This is a genomic window from Dickeya sp. ws52 (assembly GCF_007210685.1).
Lineage (GTDB): Bacteria > Pseudomonadota > Gammaproteobacteria > Enterobacterales > Enterobacteriaceae > Dickeya > Dickeya chrysanthemi.
The window spans coordinates 250,312-269,069 of the sequence record NZ_SZVX01000001.1 but is presented as its reverse complement, the minus strand read 5'-3'; the positions used below and the strand labels follow the sequence as shown (position 1 = coordinate 269,069).

The 18,758-nt window shown below is 56.5% G+C and carries 18 protein-coding genes; 15 read left to right on the top strand and 3 right to left on the bottom strand.

From position 1 onward, the window contains the following. Window positions 1-86 precede the first annotated feature (86 nt). From FDP13_RS01215 to FDP13_RS01165, 11 genes are all read left to right on the top strand, one after another. Complete coding sequence (locus tag FDP13_RS01215) at window positions 87-1,454, top strand: 2-hydroxycarboxylate transporter family protein (RefSeq protein WP_143838276.1); 1,368 nt, start codon at window positions 87-89, stop codon at window positions 1,452-1,454. Window positions 1,455-1,519: 65 nt separating this feature from the next. Next, a complete protein-coding gene (locus FDP13_RS01210; RefSeq protein ID WP_012770030.1) occupies window positions 1,520-2,404 on the top strand; it encodes a fumarylacetoacetate hydrolase family protein in 885 nt (294 codons plus the stop codon). A gap of 72 nt (window positions 2,405-2,476) precedes the next feature. Beyond that, the gene (gene citC / locus FDP13_RS01205) at window positions 2,477-3,520 is read left to right on the top strand and encodes a [citrate (pro-3S)-lyase] ligase (protein WP_143838274.1); all 1,044 of its coding nucleotides are present in this window, start codon (window positions 2,477-2,479) and stop codon (window positions 3,518-3,520) included. Between the two features lie 33 nt (window positions 3,521-3,553). Beyond that, window positions 3,554-3,844, top strand: coding sequence for a citrate lyase acyl carrier protein (gene citD, locus FDP13_RS01200; RefSeq protein ID WP_012770028.1), 291 nt, complete (start codon window positions 3,554-3,556; stop codon window positions 3,842-3,844). Further along, entirely contained in the window at window positions 3,844-4,749 is a 906-nt protein-coding gene (citE, locus tag FDP13_RS01195) for a citrate (pro-3S)-lyase subunit beta (protein ID WP_012770027.1), read from the top strand. The genes citD and citE overlap by 1 nt, the downstream gene beginning before the upstream one ends. 84 nt (window positions 4,750-4,833) lie before the next feature. Continuing rightward, window positions 4,834-6,363: a citrate lyase subunit alpha gene (gene citF, locus FDP13_RS01190; RefSeq protein WP_012770026.1), complete on the top strand. Its 1,530-nt coding sequence runs from the start codon at window positions 4,834-4,836 to the stop codon at window positions 6,361-6,363. Further along, on the top strand, window positions 6,360-6,902 hold the full coding sequence (citX, locus tag FDP13_RS01185; RefSeq protein WP_081979754.1) for a citrate lyase holo-[acyl-carrier protein] synthase: 543 nt from the start codon (window positions 6,360-6,362) through the stop codon (window positions 6,900-6,902). The genes citF and citX overlap by 4 nt, the downstream gene beginning before the upstream one ends. Then, entirely contained in the window at window positions 6,880-7,788 is a 909-nt protein-coding gene (gene citG / locus FDP13_RS01180; protein WP_143838272.1) for a triphosphoribosyl-dephospho-CoA synthase CitG, read from the top strand. The genes citX and citG overlap by 23 nt, the downstream gene beginning before the upstream one ends. Window positions 7,789-8,014: 226 nt before the next feature. Continuing rightward, window positions 8,015-8,767 (top strand): flagellar brake protein, encoded by a 753-nt coding sequence (locus tag FDP13_RS01175; RefSeq protein ID WP_012770023.1) that lies wholly within the window; start codon window positions 8,015-8,017, stop codon window positions 8,765-8,767. A 234-nt stretch (window positions 8,768-9,001) separates the two neighbouring features. Next, window positions 9,002-9,253 (top strand): hypothetical protein, encoded by a 252-nt coding sequence (locus FDP13_RS01170; RefSeq protein WP_038927014.1) that lies wholly within the window; start codon window positions 9,002-9,004, stop codon window positions 9,251-9,253. After that, window positions 9,243-10,604: an APC family permease gene (locus FDP13_RS01165; protein ID WP_012770021.1), complete on the top strand. Its 1,362-nt coding sequence runs from the start codon at window positions 9,243-9,245 to the stop codon at window positions 10,602-10,604. Before FDP13_RS01170 ends, FDP13_RS01165 begins: the two co-directional genes overlap by 11 nt. 147 nt (window positions 10,605-10,751) lie before the next feature. Here the strand turns inward: FDP13_RS01165 and sbcB are convergent, their stop codons facing one another. Then, window positions 10,752-12,182, bottom strand: a complete 1,431-nt coding sequence (gene sbcB, locus FDP13_RS01160) for an exodeoxyribonuclease I (RefSeq protein WP_143838270.1) — start codon at window positions 12,180-12,182, stop codon at window positions 10,752-10,754. 404 nt (window positions 12,183-12,586) lie between these two features. On the opposite strand from sbcB, the gene FDP13_RS01155 reads away from it, so the two are divergent. Further along, on the top strand, window positions 12,587-12,925 hold the full coding sequence (locus FDP13_RS01155) for a DUF496 family protein (protein ID WP_012770019.1): 339 nt from the start codon (window positions 12,587-12,589) through the stop codon (window positions 12,923-12,925). Window positions 12,926-12,993: 68 nt separating this feature from the next. On the opposite strand, the gene FDP13_RS01150 is transcribed toward FDP13_RS01155, so the two are convergent. Continuing rightward, window positions 12,994-13,359: a hypothetical protein gene (locus tag FDP13_RS01150; protein ID WP_143838268.1), complete on the bottom strand. Its 366-nt coding sequence runs from the start codon at window positions 13,357-13,359 to the stop codon at window positions 12,994-12,996. Between the two features lie 140 nt (window positions 13,360-13,499). Next, window positions 13,500-13,697 (bottom strand): hypothetical protein, encoded by a 198-nt coding sequence (locus tag FDP13_RS01145; RefSeq protein WP_143838266.1) that lies wholly within the window; start codon window positions 13,695-13,697, stop codon window positions 13,500-13,502. Between the two features lie 9 nt (window positions 13,698-13,706). Here FDP13_RS01145 and FDP13_RS01140 point away from each other — a divergent pair, with 9 nt between their 5' ends. The 3 genes from FDP13_RS01140 to lpxK are packed head-to-tail and all read left to right on the top strand — an operon-like array spanning window position 13,707 to window position 18,756. Continuing rightward, a complete protein-coding gene (locus tag FDP13_RS01140; protein ID WP_143838264.1) occupies window positions 13,707-15,959 on the top strand; it encodes a ComEC family protein in 2,253 nt (750 codons plus the stop codon). Window positions 15,960-15,997: 38 nt separating this feature from the next. After that, window positions 15,998-17,746 (top strand): lipid A ABC transporter ATP-binding protein/permease MsbA, encoded by a 1,749-nt coding sequence (gene msbA / locus FDP13_RS01135; RefSeq protein ID WP_012770016.1) that lies wholly within the window; start codon window positions 15,998-16,000, stop codon window positions 17,744-17,746. Beyond that, on the top strand, window positions 17,743-18,756 hold the full coding sequence (gene lpxK, locus FDP13_RS01130) for a tetraacyldisaccharide 4'-kinase (protein WP_033575643.1): 1,014 nt from the start codon (window positions 17,743-17,745) through the stop codon (window positions 18,754-18,756). The genes msbA and lpxK overlap by 4 nt, the downstream gene beginning before the upstream one ends. Window positions 18,757-18,758 lie beyond the last annotated feature (2 nt).

Below are 18,758 nucleotides of genomic sequence, written 5' to 3'. Positions count from 1 at the left end.
AACTCATTTTTTAATTTGAGGATTATCACATAATAACGGGCGTTGACCTTTTACTATGCACGGGAAAATAACAAGGGGAGAAGGTTATGAGTACCACTGATGATTCTTATATCGTTGTAAAAGATGAAGCCTCTGGGAAGGTTTCATTAAAAGAAAAATGGTGGCACGTTCTGGATAACTATAAAATTGGTGTTATTCCAGTGCCGCTGTTTATTCTGGCCGGTTTATTAATTGCGCTGGATTGTCTTGAAGGCAAACTGCCCAGCGATATCGTAGTCATGGTTGCTACGCTGGCGTTTTTCGGCTTTGCGTGCGGTGAATTCGGTAAGCGTTTGCCGTTTATCGGCAAAATGGGGGCCGCTGCGATTTGCGCCACGTTTATTCCATCTGCGCTGGTTTATTACGGTCTGCTGCCGTCGGTTATTGTCGATGCCACGACCAAGTTCTACAAATCCACCAATATTCTGTATCTCTATATCTGCTGCATTATTGTCGGCAGCATTATGAGCATGAATCGGCAGACGCTGATTCAGGGCTTCCTGCGCATTTTCTTCCCCATGTTGTGCGGTGAAGTCGTGGGTATGCTGGTTGGTATGGGTGTCGGCATGATGCTGGGCCTGGATCCGTTCCAGATCTTCTTCTTCCTGGTGCTGCCGATTATGGCAGGCGGTGTGGGTGAGGGGGCGATTCCTCTGTCTATCGGTTATGCCACCTTGCTGCACATGGATCAAGGCGTCGCGCTGGGCCGCATTCTGCCGATCGTGATGCTGGGCAGCCTGACTGCCATCGTTCTGGCCGGTACGCTGAACCAACTGGGTAAACGCTATCCGCACCTGACTGGTGAAGGCGACTTGATGCCGAACAAAGCAAACGGCACCGAACAGGCTCCGGCCACACTCACCAGCACGCTGAGCGGCAAAATGGACCCGGCCAATCTGGCGGCGGGCGCTCTGCTGGCTATCCTGCTGTACATGATCGGTATGTTGGGCCATAAGCTGATTGGTCTGCCGGCACCGGTGGGTATGCTGTTTGCCGCCGTCATCGTGAAGCTGGCTAATGGCGCATCTCCGCGCCTGCTGGAAGGGTCTCAGGTCGTTTACAAATTCTTCCAGACTTCTGTGACTTACCCGATTCTGTTCGCCGTCGGCGTGGCGATCACCCCTTGGGAAGAACTGGTACACGCTTTCACTATTACCAATCTGTTGGTGATTGTGTCCACTGTTGTAGCACTGGTGACCACCGGCTTCTTTGTCGGCAAGAAAATCGGTATGCACCCGATTGATGTCGCCATCATCTCCTGCTGCCAGAGCGGGCAGGGCGGTACCGGCGACGTAGCCATTCTCACCGCCGGCAACCGTATGGTACTGATGCCTTTCGCTCAGATTGCTACCCGTATCGGTGGGGCAATCAACGTCTCCGTGGCCTTGCTGGTACTCGGCAAGTTCCTGGTGTGACGGTGTATGACAAAAAAACAAATAACGCCGCGATAGTTCGCGGCCTTATTTAAACGGGAAAGATTATGAAACTTGCAAGTTACCGCCATCACGGCAAAAACAGCTACGGTATCCACACGCCGGCAGGTCTGATTGATTTAGGCAGCCGCCTTGGCGACCGTTATCCGGACCTGAAAGCCCTGCTGGCAGGCCAGGCGCTCCACGACGCCGCCGCCTTCCAGACCGAGACGCCCGATGTCGCCGTCGCCGACGTTACCTTCCTGCCGGTGATCGTCGCGCCGTCCAAAATCCTTTGCGTCGGTATGAACTACGCCGACAAGCGCAAAGAGTTTGACGAGCAGAACCCCGCGCCGACCCTGTTTGTGCGCTTCGCCGACTCCCAGACCGGCCACGGCACGCAGGTGCTCAAGCCGCACTACTCCAGTGAGTTCGACTATGAAGGCGAACTGGCGGTCATCATCGGCAAAAACGGCCAGAACATCCACCGTGACGAGGCGTTGTCGTTTGTCGCTGGCTACAGCTGCTACATGGACGGCTCCGCTCGCGACTGGCAGCACAGCTGGTTTACCGCCGGCAAGAACTGGCAGAAGACCGGTGCCTTCGGCCCGTATCTCACCACCCGCGACGAGATCCCCGACCCGCACGCCCTGGCCATCCGTACCTATCTCAACGGCCGTATGGTGCAGGACGACACTACCGCCAGCATGATCCACAAGGTGGCGGATCTGATCGAGTACATCAGCACTTTTACCGCGTTGAGCGCCGGCGATGTCATCATCACCGGCTCGCCGGGCGGCGTCGGCAAGAAACGTACCCCGCCGTTGTTCATGAAGCCGGGCGACAGCATTGAAGTGGAAATCGAGAACGTCGGCCACCTGCGCAACACCATCGGCGAGGCGGTCAGGCCGGTGAAAACCCCGCGCGCCGAACCCGTGGCGGCCGGGCACTGAATCGTTCCCGCCGGGATGCCGGCGGCGCCGGCCCCGGCGTGACGGGGTATAGCAACAAGCAGGATGACCGTTATGTATGCCGATGAGAGCATTACGTTTACCACGCTGGATGTCCGTACCCAGCCTCCCGCACTGGCCGACATTGCACAGTTTCTTGACGCCTGCCGGCTGGGCATGGACCGGGATCTCGAGTTCGTTGTGGTGGGACGGCATCACGGCAGACTGGTAGCCTGTGCCGGGCTGTGCGGCAATACCATCAAGTGCGTGGCGGTGGACCCCGACTACCGCGAGCTCTGTCTGGGCGTGAAGGTGGTGAACGAGGTGGTGCAACTGGCGGCCGAACGCGGCCTGTTCCACCTGTTTCTCTACACCCGCCCCTGCAACATCGCGGCGTTCCGCGGCTGCGGTTTCCACCCGATCGCCTGTTATGACGACCAGGCGGTGCTGATGGAGAACACCCCCATCGGCATCCGGCAGTACTGCCGCTCGCTGTCGACGCAGTTACAACCGGGCCGGGACATCGGCGCCATCGTGATGAACGCCAACCCGTTTACCCTAGGGCACCGCTACCTGGCCGAGCAGGCCGCCCGCGCCTGCGACTGGCTGCATATCTTCGTGGTACGCGAGGATGTCTCCTTCTTTCCGTTCGCCGAACGGCTGGAGATGGTGCGTCAGGGCGTGGCGGACATCCCGAATCTGACGGTGCACGCCGGGTCGGCCTACCTGATTTCCAAGGCCACCTTTCCGGGATATTTCCTGAAGGAAGAGAAGCTGATCACTCGGGCGCACGCCGCGCTGGACCTGATCATCTTTCGTCAGTACATCGCCCCGGCGCTCGGCATCACCCGGCGTTTCGTCGGCACCGAGCCGTTCTGCCCGGTGACGCACCAGTATAACCAGGACATGCACCACTGGCTGGAGCAGGACGGGCGGGTAGCCGCCCCGGCGCTGGACGTGGTGGAAATCGAACGGACGCGCGAACACTCCGGCCTGGCGATTTCCGCCTCTGAAGTGCGCCGGCTGCTGAAGCAGCGCCAGTTCGACGCCATTCGCGAGATTGTGCCGGCGACGACGTATGCGCATTTACAACGCCATGGCGAGCTCGCCTGCGCGTGACGCGTCTTTAATGTATCAAGCAGGTAAAACAACATGAAAATTATCAAGGAAGCCCTGGCGGGCACCTTCGAGTCCAGCGACCTGCTGGTCCGGGTGTCCCCGGCGGAAGGCCCGCTGACCGTGGTGATAAACAGCGAGGTCATCAAGCAGTTCGGCGACCAGATCACGCTGGTGGTGAACGACACCCTGCGTACGCTGGGGGTGGAAGCCGGCACCGTGGTGGTGGAAGACAAGGGCGCGCTGGACTGCGTGATCCGCGCCCGGGTGCAGAGTGCGGTGCTGCGCGCCGCCGGCGTTGACGAGATCGATTGGGAGAGACTGTGATGAGCGCTACTCAGACGAAAGCCACTCAGCCGAAAAAACTGCGCCGCAGTATGCTGTTCCTGCCGGGCGCGAATGCCGCCATGCTGTCCAACGCCTTTATCTACCGGCCCGACTCGATCATGTTCGATCTGGAGGATGCGGTATCGCTGCGCGAGAAAGATACCGCGCGTCTGCTGGTCTACCATGCGCTGCAACACCCGATGTATCAGGACATTGAAACCGTGGTGCGCATCAACCAGCTCAACACGCCGTTCGGTCTGAAGGACCTGGAAGCGGCAGTGCGGGGCGGCGTGGATGTCATCCGCCTGCCGAAGACCGACTCCACCGACGACGTCGATGAGCTGGAGCATCACCTGGTCCGCATCGAAAAAGCGTGCGGCCGTGAAGTCGGTTCCACCCGCATCATGGCGGCCATCGAGTCGGCGGTCGGGGTGATTAATGCGGTGTCCATCGCCCGCTCCTCCGAACGGATGATCGGTATCGCGCTGGCGGCGTTCGACTATGTGATGGACATGCAGACCGAGCGTGGTGACGGCACCGAGCTGTTCTATGCGCGCTGCGCGGTGTTGCACGCGGCCCGCGCGGCCGGCATCGACGCCTTTGACGTGGTGTATTCCAACGTCAACGACGAGGCGGGCTTCCTGAAGGAAGTGGAGCTGATCCGCAAGCTGGGTTTCAACGGTAAGTCGCTGATCAACCCGCGCCAGATTGAGCTGTTGCACAACGCCTACGCGCCGACTCAGGACGAAGTGGACTACGCCCATCTGGTGATCAAGGCGGCGGAAGACGGCGAGCGCGCCGGTCTGGGGGTCATTTCGCTGAACGGAAAAATGATCGACGGCCCGATTATCGACCACGCCCGCCGGGTGGTGGAGCGCGCGCTGGCGTCCGGCGTGCGCCAGTAGACGCCGACCGGTTAACCGATATTTCCGCACGGGCCGGCGGCGTGATGTCGCGCCGGCGGGCCGTCGCCATGACAGGATTGGATCATGAGTAATTTTATTGAAGCACTGCAGCAGCAATATCCGGAAAAAAGCCACCTGCAGCCGTTCGTCAGCGCCAACCATCGTACCCCCTGGCTGAATGACGTCACCGAAAAACACCAGCGCAAGCTGTGCGCCGATCTGGAAGAGGCCATTCGCAAGAGCGGGCTGCAAGACGGCATGACCATTTCGTTCCACCACGCGTTCCGTGAAGGGGACAAGGTGATCAACCACGTGGTGGACACGCTGGCACGGCTGGGCTTTAAAGACCTGACGCTGGCGTCCAGCTCGCTGATGACCTGCAACGCGCCGTTGATCGAACACATCCGCAACGGCGTTATCCGCCGTATCTACACCTCCGGGATGCGCGGCAAGCTGGCGGACGCCATTTCGCATGGCCTGATGAAAGAGCCGGTGCAGATCCACTCGCACGGCGGCCGGGTGCACTTGTTGCAGAGCGGCGAGTTGAAGATAGACGTGGCGTTTCTCGGGGTGCCGAGCAGTGATGAATTCGGCAATGCCAACGGCACGTCGGGGAAATCCCGTTGCGGGTCGCTGGGCTACGCGATGGTGGATGCACACTACGCGAAGACGGTGGTGCTGTTGACGGAGAGTCTGGTGCCGTTCCCGAACATGCCGGCCAGCATCGTGCAGGACCAGGTGGACTTCGTGGTGCCGGTGGAGGAAGTGGGCGACCCGGCGAAAATCAGCGTGGGGGCGGCACGTGTGACCAGCAACCCGCGTGAGCTGTTGATAGCACGCCGGGCGGCGGACGTGATCGCGCATTCCGGGTATTTCAAACCGGGCTTTTCGATCCAGACCGGTTCCGGCGCGGCATCGACCGCCTGTACCCGTTTTCTGGAAGACCGGATGCAGAAACAGGGGGTGACGGCGCGCTTCGCACTGGGCGGCATCACCGGCAGTATCGTCGATCTGCATGAAAAAGGGTTGATCGAGAAGCTGCTGGATACCCAGTGTTTCGACGCCAATGCGGCGGCCTCGCTGGCGAAAAACCCGAACCATGTGGAAATTTCCACCAACGTGTACGCCAACCCGAGCGCGAAGGCAGCGTGCTGCGACCAACTGGATGTGGTTATCCTGAGCGCGCTGGAAATCGACACCCAGTTCAACGTGAACGTCATCACCGGCTCGGACGGGGTGATGCGTGGGGCGTCGGGCGGTCACTGCGACGTGGCAACGGCGGCGAATCTGACCATCGTGGTGGCGCCGCTGATCCGCAGTCGTATCCCGACGGTGGTGCGCCAGGTGACAACCTGCGTGACGCCGGGGAGCGCCATCGACGTGCTGGTGACGGACCACGGTATTGCGGTGAATCCGGCGCGACCGGAAGTGGCGGAACGTCTGACTCAGGCGGGCCTGAGCGTCATGTCTGTCGAGGAGCTGTACCAACGGGCGATCCAACTGGTGGGCGAACCGAAGGCGATTGAATTCCACGATCGTATCGTGGGGGTGATCCGCTACCGCGACGGCAGTGTGATCGACGTGGTACGTCAGGTAAAAGAGGATAACGCGTGAGTGATATTGCGACGGATACACCGGCCAGCGTCTCACTGAATACCCTGCTTGCGGCGAAGGATCGCCGCTGTGCACGCCAGCAGCAATTGCTGGCGCAGCACCAGTCGACGCTGGTGTCGTTGACGCTGGTGACCCCCGGAGCGGTGAAAGACTCGGCGCTGTACCGTCGAGGCATGGCTGAAGCGGTCGCGGCGTTCAATGACCTGTGTCTGGCCCGCGGCTGGGAGGTGCTGGAGCAGCAGTTGCACTGGCTGGATACCGGTGCGGAATCATTCTGGGTCGTGACCAAGGATGCGTTGAGTGTCAAGGCGGCGGCGATTGCGCTGGAGGATCAACATCCATTGGGGCGTTTGTGGGATTTCGACGTGTTCTGCCCAGAGGAAGGATCAATCAGCCGAACGTTGCTGGCGCACGAACATCGTCGGTGTATACTTTGCGATGAATCGGCACATGCCTGCGCGCGTTCACGCCGCCATGCGTTACCGGACGTGATTGAAAAAGTCGAGAGTATCCTCCATGCCTGGTTTAACGCACACTGAGTCAGCGGCACCTTCTCCACTACTGACTACGCTATTTCCTGATGCCACCGGTGCGCTGGTGGCCCTGCCGAATATTCATCAATGGGTTGTCGCTGCGCTGACGGTCGAGGTGATGTTGACGCCAAAACCGGGTCTGGTGGATAGGGATAACAACGGTGCGCATCACGATATGGATGTGCCGTTGTTTCAGGCCAGTATCGCTGCGCTGACGCCGTGGTTTGCCCGTTTTACCGAAGCCGGCGTTGCACATAGCGCGTTGCCGATAACACAGTTATTGCCGCAAGTCCGGCCGATTGGCATTGCGGCCGAACAATCCATGTTGGCGGCGACCGGGGGCGTAAATACCCATAAAGGCGGTATTTTTGCCTTCGGACTCTTGTGCAGTGCGGCCGGCTGGTTGGCGGGGCGTCGGCAGCGATTGACACAGGACGGCTTATGCGAATGTGTGGCGCAAATGAGCGCCGATCTGGTGCGTAATGAACTGGAAAATAGCCAACACACCGCGACGGCAGGGGAACATCTGTTTCGACGTCATGGCCTGACCGGTGCAAGGGGCGAAGCCGCCAGCGGTTTTGCTACCGTACGCCACTATGCGTTGCCCGTTTACCTGAGCGCGCGTGCGCAAGGGAAAGACGAGGAATCGGCCCTGTTGCAGGCATTGGTCGTTTTAATGGCTCACAACCCGGATACTAACGTCGTCTCTCGCGGCGGTATAGATGGGTTGACGTTCGTGCAGGCGTATGCACGAACACTACTTTCCGACGGGGTGACCCATCAGGGATTACAGGAGATGAACCGTGCGTTGGTGGCGCGCAACATCAGCCCCGGCGGTAGCGCTGACTTACTGGCGTTAACCTGGTTACTTTCACACTATCCTGCCGTCTGAACCTCGTCTATTATTGGCTGACAGCCCCCTCTCTATTTTTTTATGAGTACTTGCCTCGCGCCGGTGGGGCTTGCTGTCTGTCGGCGGTGCCGAATGTACAACGTATGAGCTAATGAATTGATAAAACACTAAAGTTGACGGCATCACTGTCGATACTAGTGCCATGTCGTATCCAGAGGGTTCTGGGACACTGAATAACGGATTAACCATTCAATTGACGGTGGGGATGGATGTAGTGGATGACAATATGAAAGAGCAGTACGCCAGGCGTAACAAAATGGCGATTTGCGCCACCTTGCGCGGACTGCAAAGACAAGACGCCGCAGTAATGGTGTATCACACACACGGTCAGTTCATCAGTAAGATCCTTGAGGTTGATTCGGACGAGGGCGAGTTCCTGTTTGACCTTGGGGCACTGGAGCGTGAGAACAGTCGTGCGCTGTTTGCCGGCGAGCTTGCGTTCGCGGCGGAAACGGCTGGTGCGAAGGTTGAATTCCGGTCCACGATTATCCGCATGGTCGAACATGACGATTTACCGGCATTTTGTGCGGCTGTACCCGACGTACTTTACTATATTCAGCGTCGTAATTTTTTCCGTATTAACTCTCCAGCCTGGCCCCCGATGATCTGCCGGGGCGAGTTGCCTGATAACAGCTACTTTGAATTTAACCTGAAGGATTTATCGCTGGGCGGCTTGTGCATGTATACCGACGATCAATCCAGGGTTGGTCTTTTTGAGCCGGGAATGACGCTGAAAAACGTCGATGTTGATCTTGCCAGCTACGGGCAGTTCTGCCTGGATTTAGAGTTCGTTACTCATGCCACCACAAAAGTCGTGGACAGCAAAGGCCGGGTAAAACAGATCGAACGCTTGAGCTTTAAATTTCCGCAATTGAATGCTGCGCAGGAGCGTGGGCTACAGCAGGTGATTACCGAACTGGAATTAGACCAGAACGAGAAGCGCAAACGCCTGCGTTGAATCGATTGATTGACCCCAGGCCGGCGGCAGTCGTGCAAGTCGTACGCGATCGGCTTCACAGGTCTTGTCTCTGATTGCGGGCTGGGGCAAAATACGCGCCCTGAAAAACCGACGCACAGTTACCGCGTCGGTTATTTTTTTGTATTTCATCAAGAGGCCGGCGCTGTTTATGGCTCCGGATAGATATCAGTCAATACGCAGCCGCGGGCTGCACAGAGTGAATAGAGATAGACAATGGGGCAATCAGTTGTTTTGGAGCCGGTGCCCGCCGGCTGGCGCTGTCAATGCAGCGGCACAGATGCCGCTTCGGCAGGCTTTGTCATGAGCGGCATGTCGGCTGCTCGCTACGCTTACCTCGGTTACAGCGACATTGCGCGCTCGTCCACATCCCGTTACTTGAAACACCAAACGATGACGTTGTCGTCGGCGGTGCATTCATGGTTGATGGCGACTGTCGATAAAGGAGGTTTGCGTCATGACAACTGATTCCACGGTGACCACATCACGTGTGCAACTGCGTAAGACCCTGACGTTGGTCCCGGTAGTGATGATGGGGCTGGCGTATATGCAACCGATGACGCTGTTCGATACATTCGGTATCGTTTCCGGGCTGACGGATGGGCATGTCGCCACGGCTTATGCGTTTGCATTGATCGCCATTCTGTTTACTGCGCTCAGCTATGGTAAGTTGGTGCGCCGCTTCCCATCCGCCGGGTCAGCTTATACCTATGCCCAGAAAGCCATCAGCCCGACAGTCGGTTTCATGGTGGGGTGGTCATCGTTGCTGGACTACCTGTTTATGCCGATGATCAATATCCTGCTGGCGAAAATCTATTTTGAAACGTTGATTCCCGGTATTCCATCCTGGATCTTTGTGGTTCTGCTGGTGGGATTCATGACGTTATCGAATTTGCGCGGTATCAAAACCGTCGCTAATTTCAACAGCCTGATTGTGGTGTTGCAGGTTGGCGTGATGGTGGTGATTACCAGCATGGTGATTTACGGTGTGTCTCACGGTGAAGGCGCCGGTACGTTGGCGAGTAGCCGCCCGTTCTGGTCTGATAATGCGCAAGTGGTGCCGATGATTACCGGCGCGACGATTTTGTGCTTTTCATTCCTGGGATTCGACGGCATCAGTTCGTTGTCTGAAGAAACCAAAGACGCCGGCCGTGTGATTCCGAAAGCGATTTTCCTGACGGCACTGCTCGGTGGCGTGATTTTCGTGGTGGTGTCTTACTTCCTGCAACTTTATTTTCCGGATATCTCGCGTTTTCAACACCCGGATGCGTCACAGCCCGAAATCATGCTGTATGTGGCCGGTAAAGCGTTTCAGTTCGGCATTCTGATTTTCTCCTGTGTCACTGTGCTGGCTTCCGGCATGGCTGCACATGCCGGCGTATCCCGCTTGATGTACGTGATGGGCCGAGACGGAGTATTCCCGGAGCGTTTCTTCGGCTATGTACACCCGCGCTGGCGTACACCGGCGTTGAACGTATTGCTGGTTGGCGTGATTGCGCTCTCTGCCGTGTCGTTCGATCTGGTAACGGCAACCGCGCTGATCAACTTCGGTGCGCTGGTCGCGTTCACGTTTGTGAATTTGTCGGTGATTTCTCAGTTCTATATTCGTGAGCGCCGCAACAAGACGCTGAAAGACACGGTAAATTATCTGATTCTGCCGGTGATGGGCGCACTGACCGTTGGCGCGCTGTGGTTAAATCTGGAAAAAACGTCCATGACGTTGGGGCTGGTGTGGGCGGCGATTGGTTTGCTCTATCTGGCTATTGTGACGCGTCGTTTCAGTCAACCCGTGCCGCAGTACAACGAAGATCTGGCGTAACTAACCGGACGATATACCGCGATAAACGTAACGTTATTGACAGGCTCCCATGATTCCATGAGAGCCTGTTTTTTTGCACCCCCGAACGGTTTATCGATCGGGGCGTTGCCTACCCGATGGCAACGCGCCGCCGCGCAGGCGGGAATATCACGTCAGCAGTTGCTGAGCATAGGCAAACAGCGCTTTCAGCAACGCTGCTTTCTTTTCGTCACCATCGTGAAGCTGATAAAGCTGATTCAAGGTATCAAAGTAATCCTGTACCCGCTCAGTGGTAAACATGGCCCGACGATGCGCCAGCCAGCGTTGCTGCTCTTGTTCATCCAGAGTGCCGGGGAAATTGCGGGCGCGATAGCGAAACAGTAATTCCTCCACCCGGCGGTCGGCAAACTGAAGATTCAGCGCAGGAAGATGCTGAGCATCGGTTTTACGGATAATCGCCATTGCGGCGCGGTCGGCGTCACTGAAAAAACCATCATACAATTGCAGGTCGACATCTTTCGCCGCCTCAAACGGTGGAGCATCGGCAAACAGCGCCACCACTTTCTCTCTTACGCTGCTATTTTGACGCAATAATTGCAGATTATTCAGACAATGCTGACGGTCGATCCCCAGCCGTTCCGCATCTTCCGGACGCAGTGTACTGGCCGGCGCCAGCACCGGGCATTTATTGATATGTACCAGTTTGATCGGCACTGGGGATTCATCTTCCGCCAACAAATCACGGCGAGTGTACAACCGCGTGCGCAGTTCATCAGCATCCAGCGACAGTAATGGCTGAATATCCCCCGCCAGATCGCAGACAATGACGGCGTTACGGTTATCCGGGTGCCAGGCCAGCGGAACAATCCAACTGGTATTGCCACGGGCTGCGCCAAACATACCGGAAACATGCACCAGCGGCTTCATTTGCGGGATATCGATTAACGCGCTGACTTTGTTTTTGTTGCGCAACCCGTAGAGATAATCGAACAATTTGGGTTGTGCCTGTTTAAGCAGACGCGCCATCGCAATAGTGGCATAGACATCAGACATGGCATCGTGTGCCTGAGTATGTTCAACGCCGTTGGCGCGCGTCAGATGTTCGAGCCTGAAGCTTGGGAAGCCGTCGTCGTTTTCAGGCCAGACAATGCCGTCTGGACGTAAGGCATAGCACGCTCGCAGCATATCCAGTAAGTCCCAGCGCGAGTTACCGTTTTGCCAACTGTAGGCATAAGGGTCGATGAAGTTGCGGTAAAACAGATTACGGCTAACTTCATCGTCAAAACGAATATTGTTGTAGCCCATGATACAGGTGCCCGGCACACTGAACGCTTCGTGGATATGGCGGGCGAATTCCGTTTCGCGTATCCCCCGGCTCTGTGCGATTTGTGGCGTAATGCCGGTAATCATCACCGCTTGCGGATCGGGCAAATAATCGTCGGCTGGCTGACAGTAGATAACGACCGGCTCGCCAATCACGTTAAAATTCAAATCGGTGCGGACACCGGCGAACTGCGCCGGACGGTCTTTGGCCGGGTGCTTGCCAAAGGTTTCATAATCGTGGATGAAAAAAGTGGGTTCGGTGTGTTGATTTTGCACGGTATCTCTCTGTTCAGCCTGACGACGGCAAGTACTGGATATCACTCATACTGTCGTGACGCATGGTTGTCACCGTCAGTGTTAACGGGCATCAGCGCTATGCGGAACGTCTCGCCAGTCTAAAGGCAACTTAATCAGTCTTTCAGTAAAAAGGGTGACGGACAACACAAGGTCGTCATGGTAAACCATCCTGCCGTCTGACTAAAGTCGACATCGTTGATGTCATGGCGTGTTGAATCGAGTCAGATGCAATCAGCGCAAGGGAGTGATAGGGTGCACATAAAGGCAACGATTGCATCGGCGATGTGGGGAAACCACCTTGTCGACGATAGCGGCTAACCTGTATGGTTAATACAGGGCGGTTTCCGCAGGACGAATCTTAATCGTTAAGTAAGGGTAGAAAAATGGAGAAGGGTAATACTAAGCCATGTTTCCAGGATGTGCTGGAATTCGTGCGTATGTTCCGTCGTAAGAATAAACTACAGCGTGAAATCACAGACAACGAAAAGAAAATCCGTGATAACCAGAAGCGTGTACTGCTGCTGGATAACCTGAGCGAGTACATTAAACCGGGTATGTCGATTGAAGACATTCAGAACATTATCGCCAACATGCGTAGCGATTATGAAGACCGTGTTGATGAATACATCATCAAAAATGCGGAGCTGTCAAAAGAGCGCCGTGAGCTGTCTCGCAAAATCAAAGAAATGGGTGAAATCAAACCGCCGGTGGAGGCGAAATAATTTCACTGACGCTCAGGGCCGGTTTCCGGCCCTGATGCTTTTTGGGGCGGGCTGATGATTCCAGCCGCCTACGACTGGCTCATCACGATTTCCGGCGCCAGCGCCTTTTTCTGCATCATGCAGTCGCGCCAGGCGCTGCCGGTCTGGCCTTTATCCAGCGCGTCTGCGTTGATGGCGGGGATTGCCCGCACCTGCGTGTCGATGATCTTGCCGCCGCCGACGGTGTTGATAGTCTGATTTTTGACGTAATACCGTGCCATTACGTGATATTTCCCATCGAGATGCTTTACCTGCGTCAGTAAATCGGTAGTGCACTCGTTGGCGGCGCGCGCCACATGCAGGAACTCGGTATCGGTCGGTTCGTCCCGTGACGACGTCGAGCAGGCTGACAACGCCAATACGCTGATGATGAGAATCACGTTTTTATCTGCCATGTGCCAATATTCCCTTTCGCTTTTTGCCAATAGTCAGTGGCATACCTCTTTTTGCATAACGATGAAGTTTTTGCATAGCGATGAAGCATCACTGTCAGGCATGACCTGCGACATACCATTCAACGAACCGCTTCTGGTTGTCAAGGCAAGAGCGGGCGGGCTTTTACCGCTTTCATACCATCTCGCATCATTGTTGCAAGCGACTGCAACCGTTGCGGTTGTTTGCGTAGCGGGTTCAGGAACGCGAATTCCTGCCTATCGACCAGGACTGTACGCTGGCACACTGCGCCCAGATTGAACGACTGCCGGAAATCCGGCGAAAAACGGGTAAGGGACATACCATCAGAATTTCATTGAACCAACTGGCGACAGCGCTCATCGTCGGCCCGTTGTTGTTGCTGATATTGCCGGATTTGCCGACGCTGCCTGTGCTGATATGGGGCCTCCCTGCCGTGTTGCTGCTTAAGACGCGATTTTATCCGCTTGGTCTGGTGACGATTGGCGTGATTTGGAGTCTCTACAACGGCCGGGAAATACTCCACCAGGTGGAGCAGTTTACCCAGCGGCCGCTGACCGCAAGGGTCAGTGTCAGTAGCGTTCGCTTTGCACAAGCGGATGCCGATCAGGTGGTAGTGCGTTTATGGCAGATCAACGATCGCTGGGTATTTCCGCCGCTCTACGCCCGGCTGGATGCGTTGCCGCAGATGGCGGACTGGTGCGGCGGACAACAGTGGAGCGTTAGGTTACGGTTGCGTCCGGTGCATAGCCGATTGAATGAAGGCGGTTTCGATCGCCAGCGCTGGGCACTGGCTAAAGCACAACCGTTGACCGGGCGAATATTGTCCGCAGAGAGCGTGGCGCCCGAGTGTGGATGGCGTCAGCGTCTGGTTAATCAGGCCGAACAACAAACTCTCCTGCTGCCGTGGCGCGCCATCATACTGGCGCTGGCGGTTGGGGAGATGAACATGATTGACGATGACATTCTCGATGTGCTTCGGCAGACAGGGATCATGCATCTGATGGCGATATCGGGGCTGCACATCGTACTGGCGGCATTATTTGGCTGGAGTATTGTGCGTGCAGCGCAGTATCTGCTGCCGGTTCACTGGGTAGAACACCGCGCTCCCTTATGGTGCGGCTTGTATTGCGCCTGGGGATACGTCTGGCTGGCCGGTGGTAACCCTCCGGCGGTCAGGGCTGCATTGGCGTTGTCATGCTGGACGCTACTAAGGTTGCGTGGCTTGTCGGTATCAGCATGGCAAGTGTGGTTGTGGTGTGTGGGATTAATTCTGGTCAGCGATCCGTTGAGCGTTCTTTCAGACAGTTTCTGGCTTTCTGCGCTGGCGGTCGCCGCTCTGATTTTCTGGTATCAGTGGGCTCCGCTGCCACTGCATTTGCAGCATTCCTGGCGTTGGGGATGGTTGCGCGGGCTACACATGCAAATAGGCGTCACACTATTGCTGATGCCATTGCAGGTCTTGCTATTTCATGGCGTTAGCCTGAGTTCATTGCCTGCCAACCTATGGGCGGTGCCGCTGGTCTCATTCGTTACCACCCCGCTGATTCTACTGGCGTTACCATTGATGGTGGTTCCGGGGATAGCGCAAGTACTCTGGTGGCTGGCTGATCGTTCGCTGGCACTGGTTTTCCTGCCGTTGCAGGCCATGCCGGCGGGTTGGCTATCACTGGGTGAACACATCGTGCCTTACAGTGTGGCGGGGTGGCTGGCGGTGATTGTCTGGCGCTTCGCCTGGTGGCGGACGTATCCGTTCAGCCTGCTGGCGCTGATACTGATGGCGGCGTTGCGGCCAAAACCGCCGGTACCGTTGTGGCGAGTTGACATGCTGGATGTCGGGCATGGGCTGGCTGTGGTGATTGAACGGCAAGGTAAAGCCTGGCTGTATGATACCGGACCCGGCTGGGATGGCGGCAACAGCGCCGAGCGTGAAATCCTGCCTTATCTTAAGTGGCGAGGACTACAGTTGGAGGGCATCATTCTTAGCCACAGCCATCTGGATCACCGTGGTGGGGTGAAGGCGTTGCAAGGTGCGCTTTCATCTGTGCCGATATACAGCCCGTTGCTTGAACCGGATCATCGACCTTGCGTACAAGGGAACCAGTGGCGCTGGCAAGGATTGACATTCAGCGTGATTTGGCCGCCGGTGCAGGTTCGGGAAGCCGGCAATAATGATTCCTGTGTGGTGCGGGTGGATGATGGCCGCTATCGGGTATTGCTGACGGGCGATTTAGAGCGCGAAGATGAAGCTATGCTGCTGCGCACTCAACGAGATAAGTTGGCGGCGGATATTCTACAAGTGCCGCATCATGGCAGCACTACGTCGTCATCACCGCCGTTTTTACGTGCGGTGGATGCACAAGCGGTGTTGTCATCCAACTCACGATACAATCCGTGGCGCTTGCCGGCAGTGAGTGTGGTACGGCGTTACCGGCAGATGGGCTATCGCTGGCACGATACAGCCGTCGGCGGGCAACTGAGTGTGCGTTTTTTCGACGAAGGCATTGAAATGTTGCGCTACCGGGGTGAAATATCACCTCGCTGGTATCATCAGTGGTTTGGCGCTAACCGGGATAATGAGTAATAATAGACGGCTATTTATCAAAGGCTCAGGTTTATTGCATGATTAATGATAAAGATCTCTCCACATGGCAGACGTTTCGTCGCCTTTGGCCGATGATCTCCCCTTATAAAACCGGGTTGGCCGTCGCGGCGGTGGCGTTGGTCGTCAACGCCGCTGGTGATACGCTGATGCTGTCCCTGCTTAAGCCGCTGCTGGATGACGGGTTCGGCAAGGCTGACCGCAGTGTACTGGTGTGGATGCCGTTGGCCATTATCGGGCTGATGATTATGCGCGGTATTTCCAGTTATGTTTCCAGTTATTGTGTGGCTTGGGTATCGGGCAAAGTGGTCATGAACATGCGTCGGCGTCTGTTCAGCCACATCATGGGAATGCCGGTTTCTTTCTTTGATCAGCAATCTACCGGTACGCTGCTGTCGCGTATTACTTATGATTCCGAGCAGGTGGCGGCTTCGTCGTCAAACGCGTTGGTGACTGTGGTGCGGGAAGGTGCCTCCATCATAGGGCTATTTGTGCTGATGTTTTGGTACAGCTGGCAGTTATCGCTGATTCTGGTCCTGATTGCTCCTATCGTTTCTTACAGTATGCGGGTGGTGTCGAAGCGTTTTCGCAGTATCAGCAAAAATATGCAGAACACCATGGGGCAGGTGACGACCAGCGCCGAGCAGATGTTGAAAGGACACAAAGAAGTACTGATTTTTGGCGGTCAGACCGTCGAAGTAGAACGTTTCGACGCCGTCAGCAATCGTATGCGCCAGCAGGGGATGAAGATGGTATCGGCGTCCTCCATTTCTGATCCGATAGTTCAGTTGATTGCCTCTCTGGCGCTGGCATTCGTGTTATACGCCGCCAGTTTTCCGTCGGTGATGGAAACCCTGACCGCCGGCACCATCACGGTGGTGTTTTCTTCCATGTTTACGCTGATGCGCCCGCTGAAATCGCTTACTAACGTTAATGCTCAGTTCCAGCGCGGTATGGCTGCTTGCCAAACCCTGTTTACCATCCTGGACATGGAGCAGGAAAAAGATACCGGTACACGTGTTCTGGCGCAGGCGAAAGGCAATATCGAGTTCCGTAATGTCAACTTTGCTTATCCGGGTAAAGAGACGCTGGCATTGAAAAATATCAGCCTGCATATTCCACCGGGGAAAACCGTGGCGCTGGTGGGTCGCTCCGGGTCGGGCAAGTCGACTATCGCCAATCTGATTACGCGTTTTTACGATATTCAGTCCGGTGAGATTCTGTTGGACGGGCACGATCTGCGTGACTACACACTACCGTCATTACGCAGCCAGGTGGCGTTGGTGTCTCAGAATGTTCACTTGTTCAACGATACCATTGCCAACAATATCGCGTATGCCTGCGGCGAACGCTACAGCCGTGAGGATATTGAACGTGCGGCCCAAATGGCTCATGCGATGGATTTCATCGGCAAACTGGAGCACGGTCTGGATACGGTGATCGGCGAGAACGGCGTTTTACTCTCCGGCGGTCAACGTCAGCGTATCGCTATTGCCCGAGCGCTGCTACGAGATTGTCCTATTCTGGTTTTGGATGAAGCAACATCCGCGTTGGATACCGAATCGGAGCGGGCCATTCAGGCCGCGCTGGACGAGTTGCAGAAAAACCGCACCGCATTGGTGATTGCCCACCGTCTGTCGACGATTGAGAAGGCAGATGAAATTCTGGTGGTAGAAGATGGGCAAATTATCGAACGTGGCCAGCATGATGAATTGCTGGCTCGGAACGGTGCCTATGCCCAGTTACACAAATTGCAGTTTGGCGCATGATTGAGCGCATCTGGTCGGGGCGTTCCCCGCTGTATCTGCTGTTGCTGCCGCTGTCGTTGCTCTATGGGTTGATTAGCCATGTTATTCGGCTTAGTTATCGCAACGGCTGGCGTAAGGTATGGCGTGCACCTGTTCCGGTCGTGGTTGTCGGAAACTTGACCGCCGGCGGTAATGGCAAAACACCGGTGGTGATCTGGCTGGTGGAGCAACTGCAACAGCGCGGTTACCGTGTCGGCGTAGTGTCGCGTGGTTATGGCGGTAAAGCGGAACAGTACCCGCTGCGAATCACCGATGAGGTCGCGACAGCGCAGGCCGGCGATGAGCCGGTGTTGATTTATCAGCGTACCGGCGCGCCTGTTGCGGTGTCGCCCAAACGACGTGAGGCGGTAGAAGCATTGCTGGCATTCCAGCCGCTGGATGTGATCGTGACCGATGACGGTTTGCAGCATTATGCGTTGGCGCGGGATATGGAACTGGTGGTGGTGGATGGCGTTCGTCGCTTCGGCAATGGCTGGTGGTTGCCGGCCGGGCCTATGCGGGAGCGGGTTTCACGCTTGCAGTCGGTTGATGCGGTGATTGTGAATGGCGGTGAGGCTAAAGGCGGTGAGATTGCCATGCAGCTTACGGCTGGGGAGGCGGTTAATCTGCTGACTGGGGAACGCCAGGCGGTAGCTGCGTTGCCGCCGTTGGTTGCTATGGCCGGGATCGGCCATCCGCCGCGCTTCTTTGCGACAGTAAAAGCGATGGGCGGTACGTTGGTGCGCGAGGTGCCCTTTACCGATCATCAGCATTGGCAGCCGGAAGCGTTGCACTCATTGACCAGCAGCGACCAGCAACCGCTGATCATGACGGAAAAAGACGCGGTGAAATGTCGCGCTTTTGCACGCGCCAACTGGTGGTATCTGCCGGTTGACGCCGTATTATCCGCGCCGGAATCGGCGTTACTGCTACAGCGTCTGACGCACCTGATAGATACGCATCGCGTATCGCGTCAGACGGAAACCGGGTGACC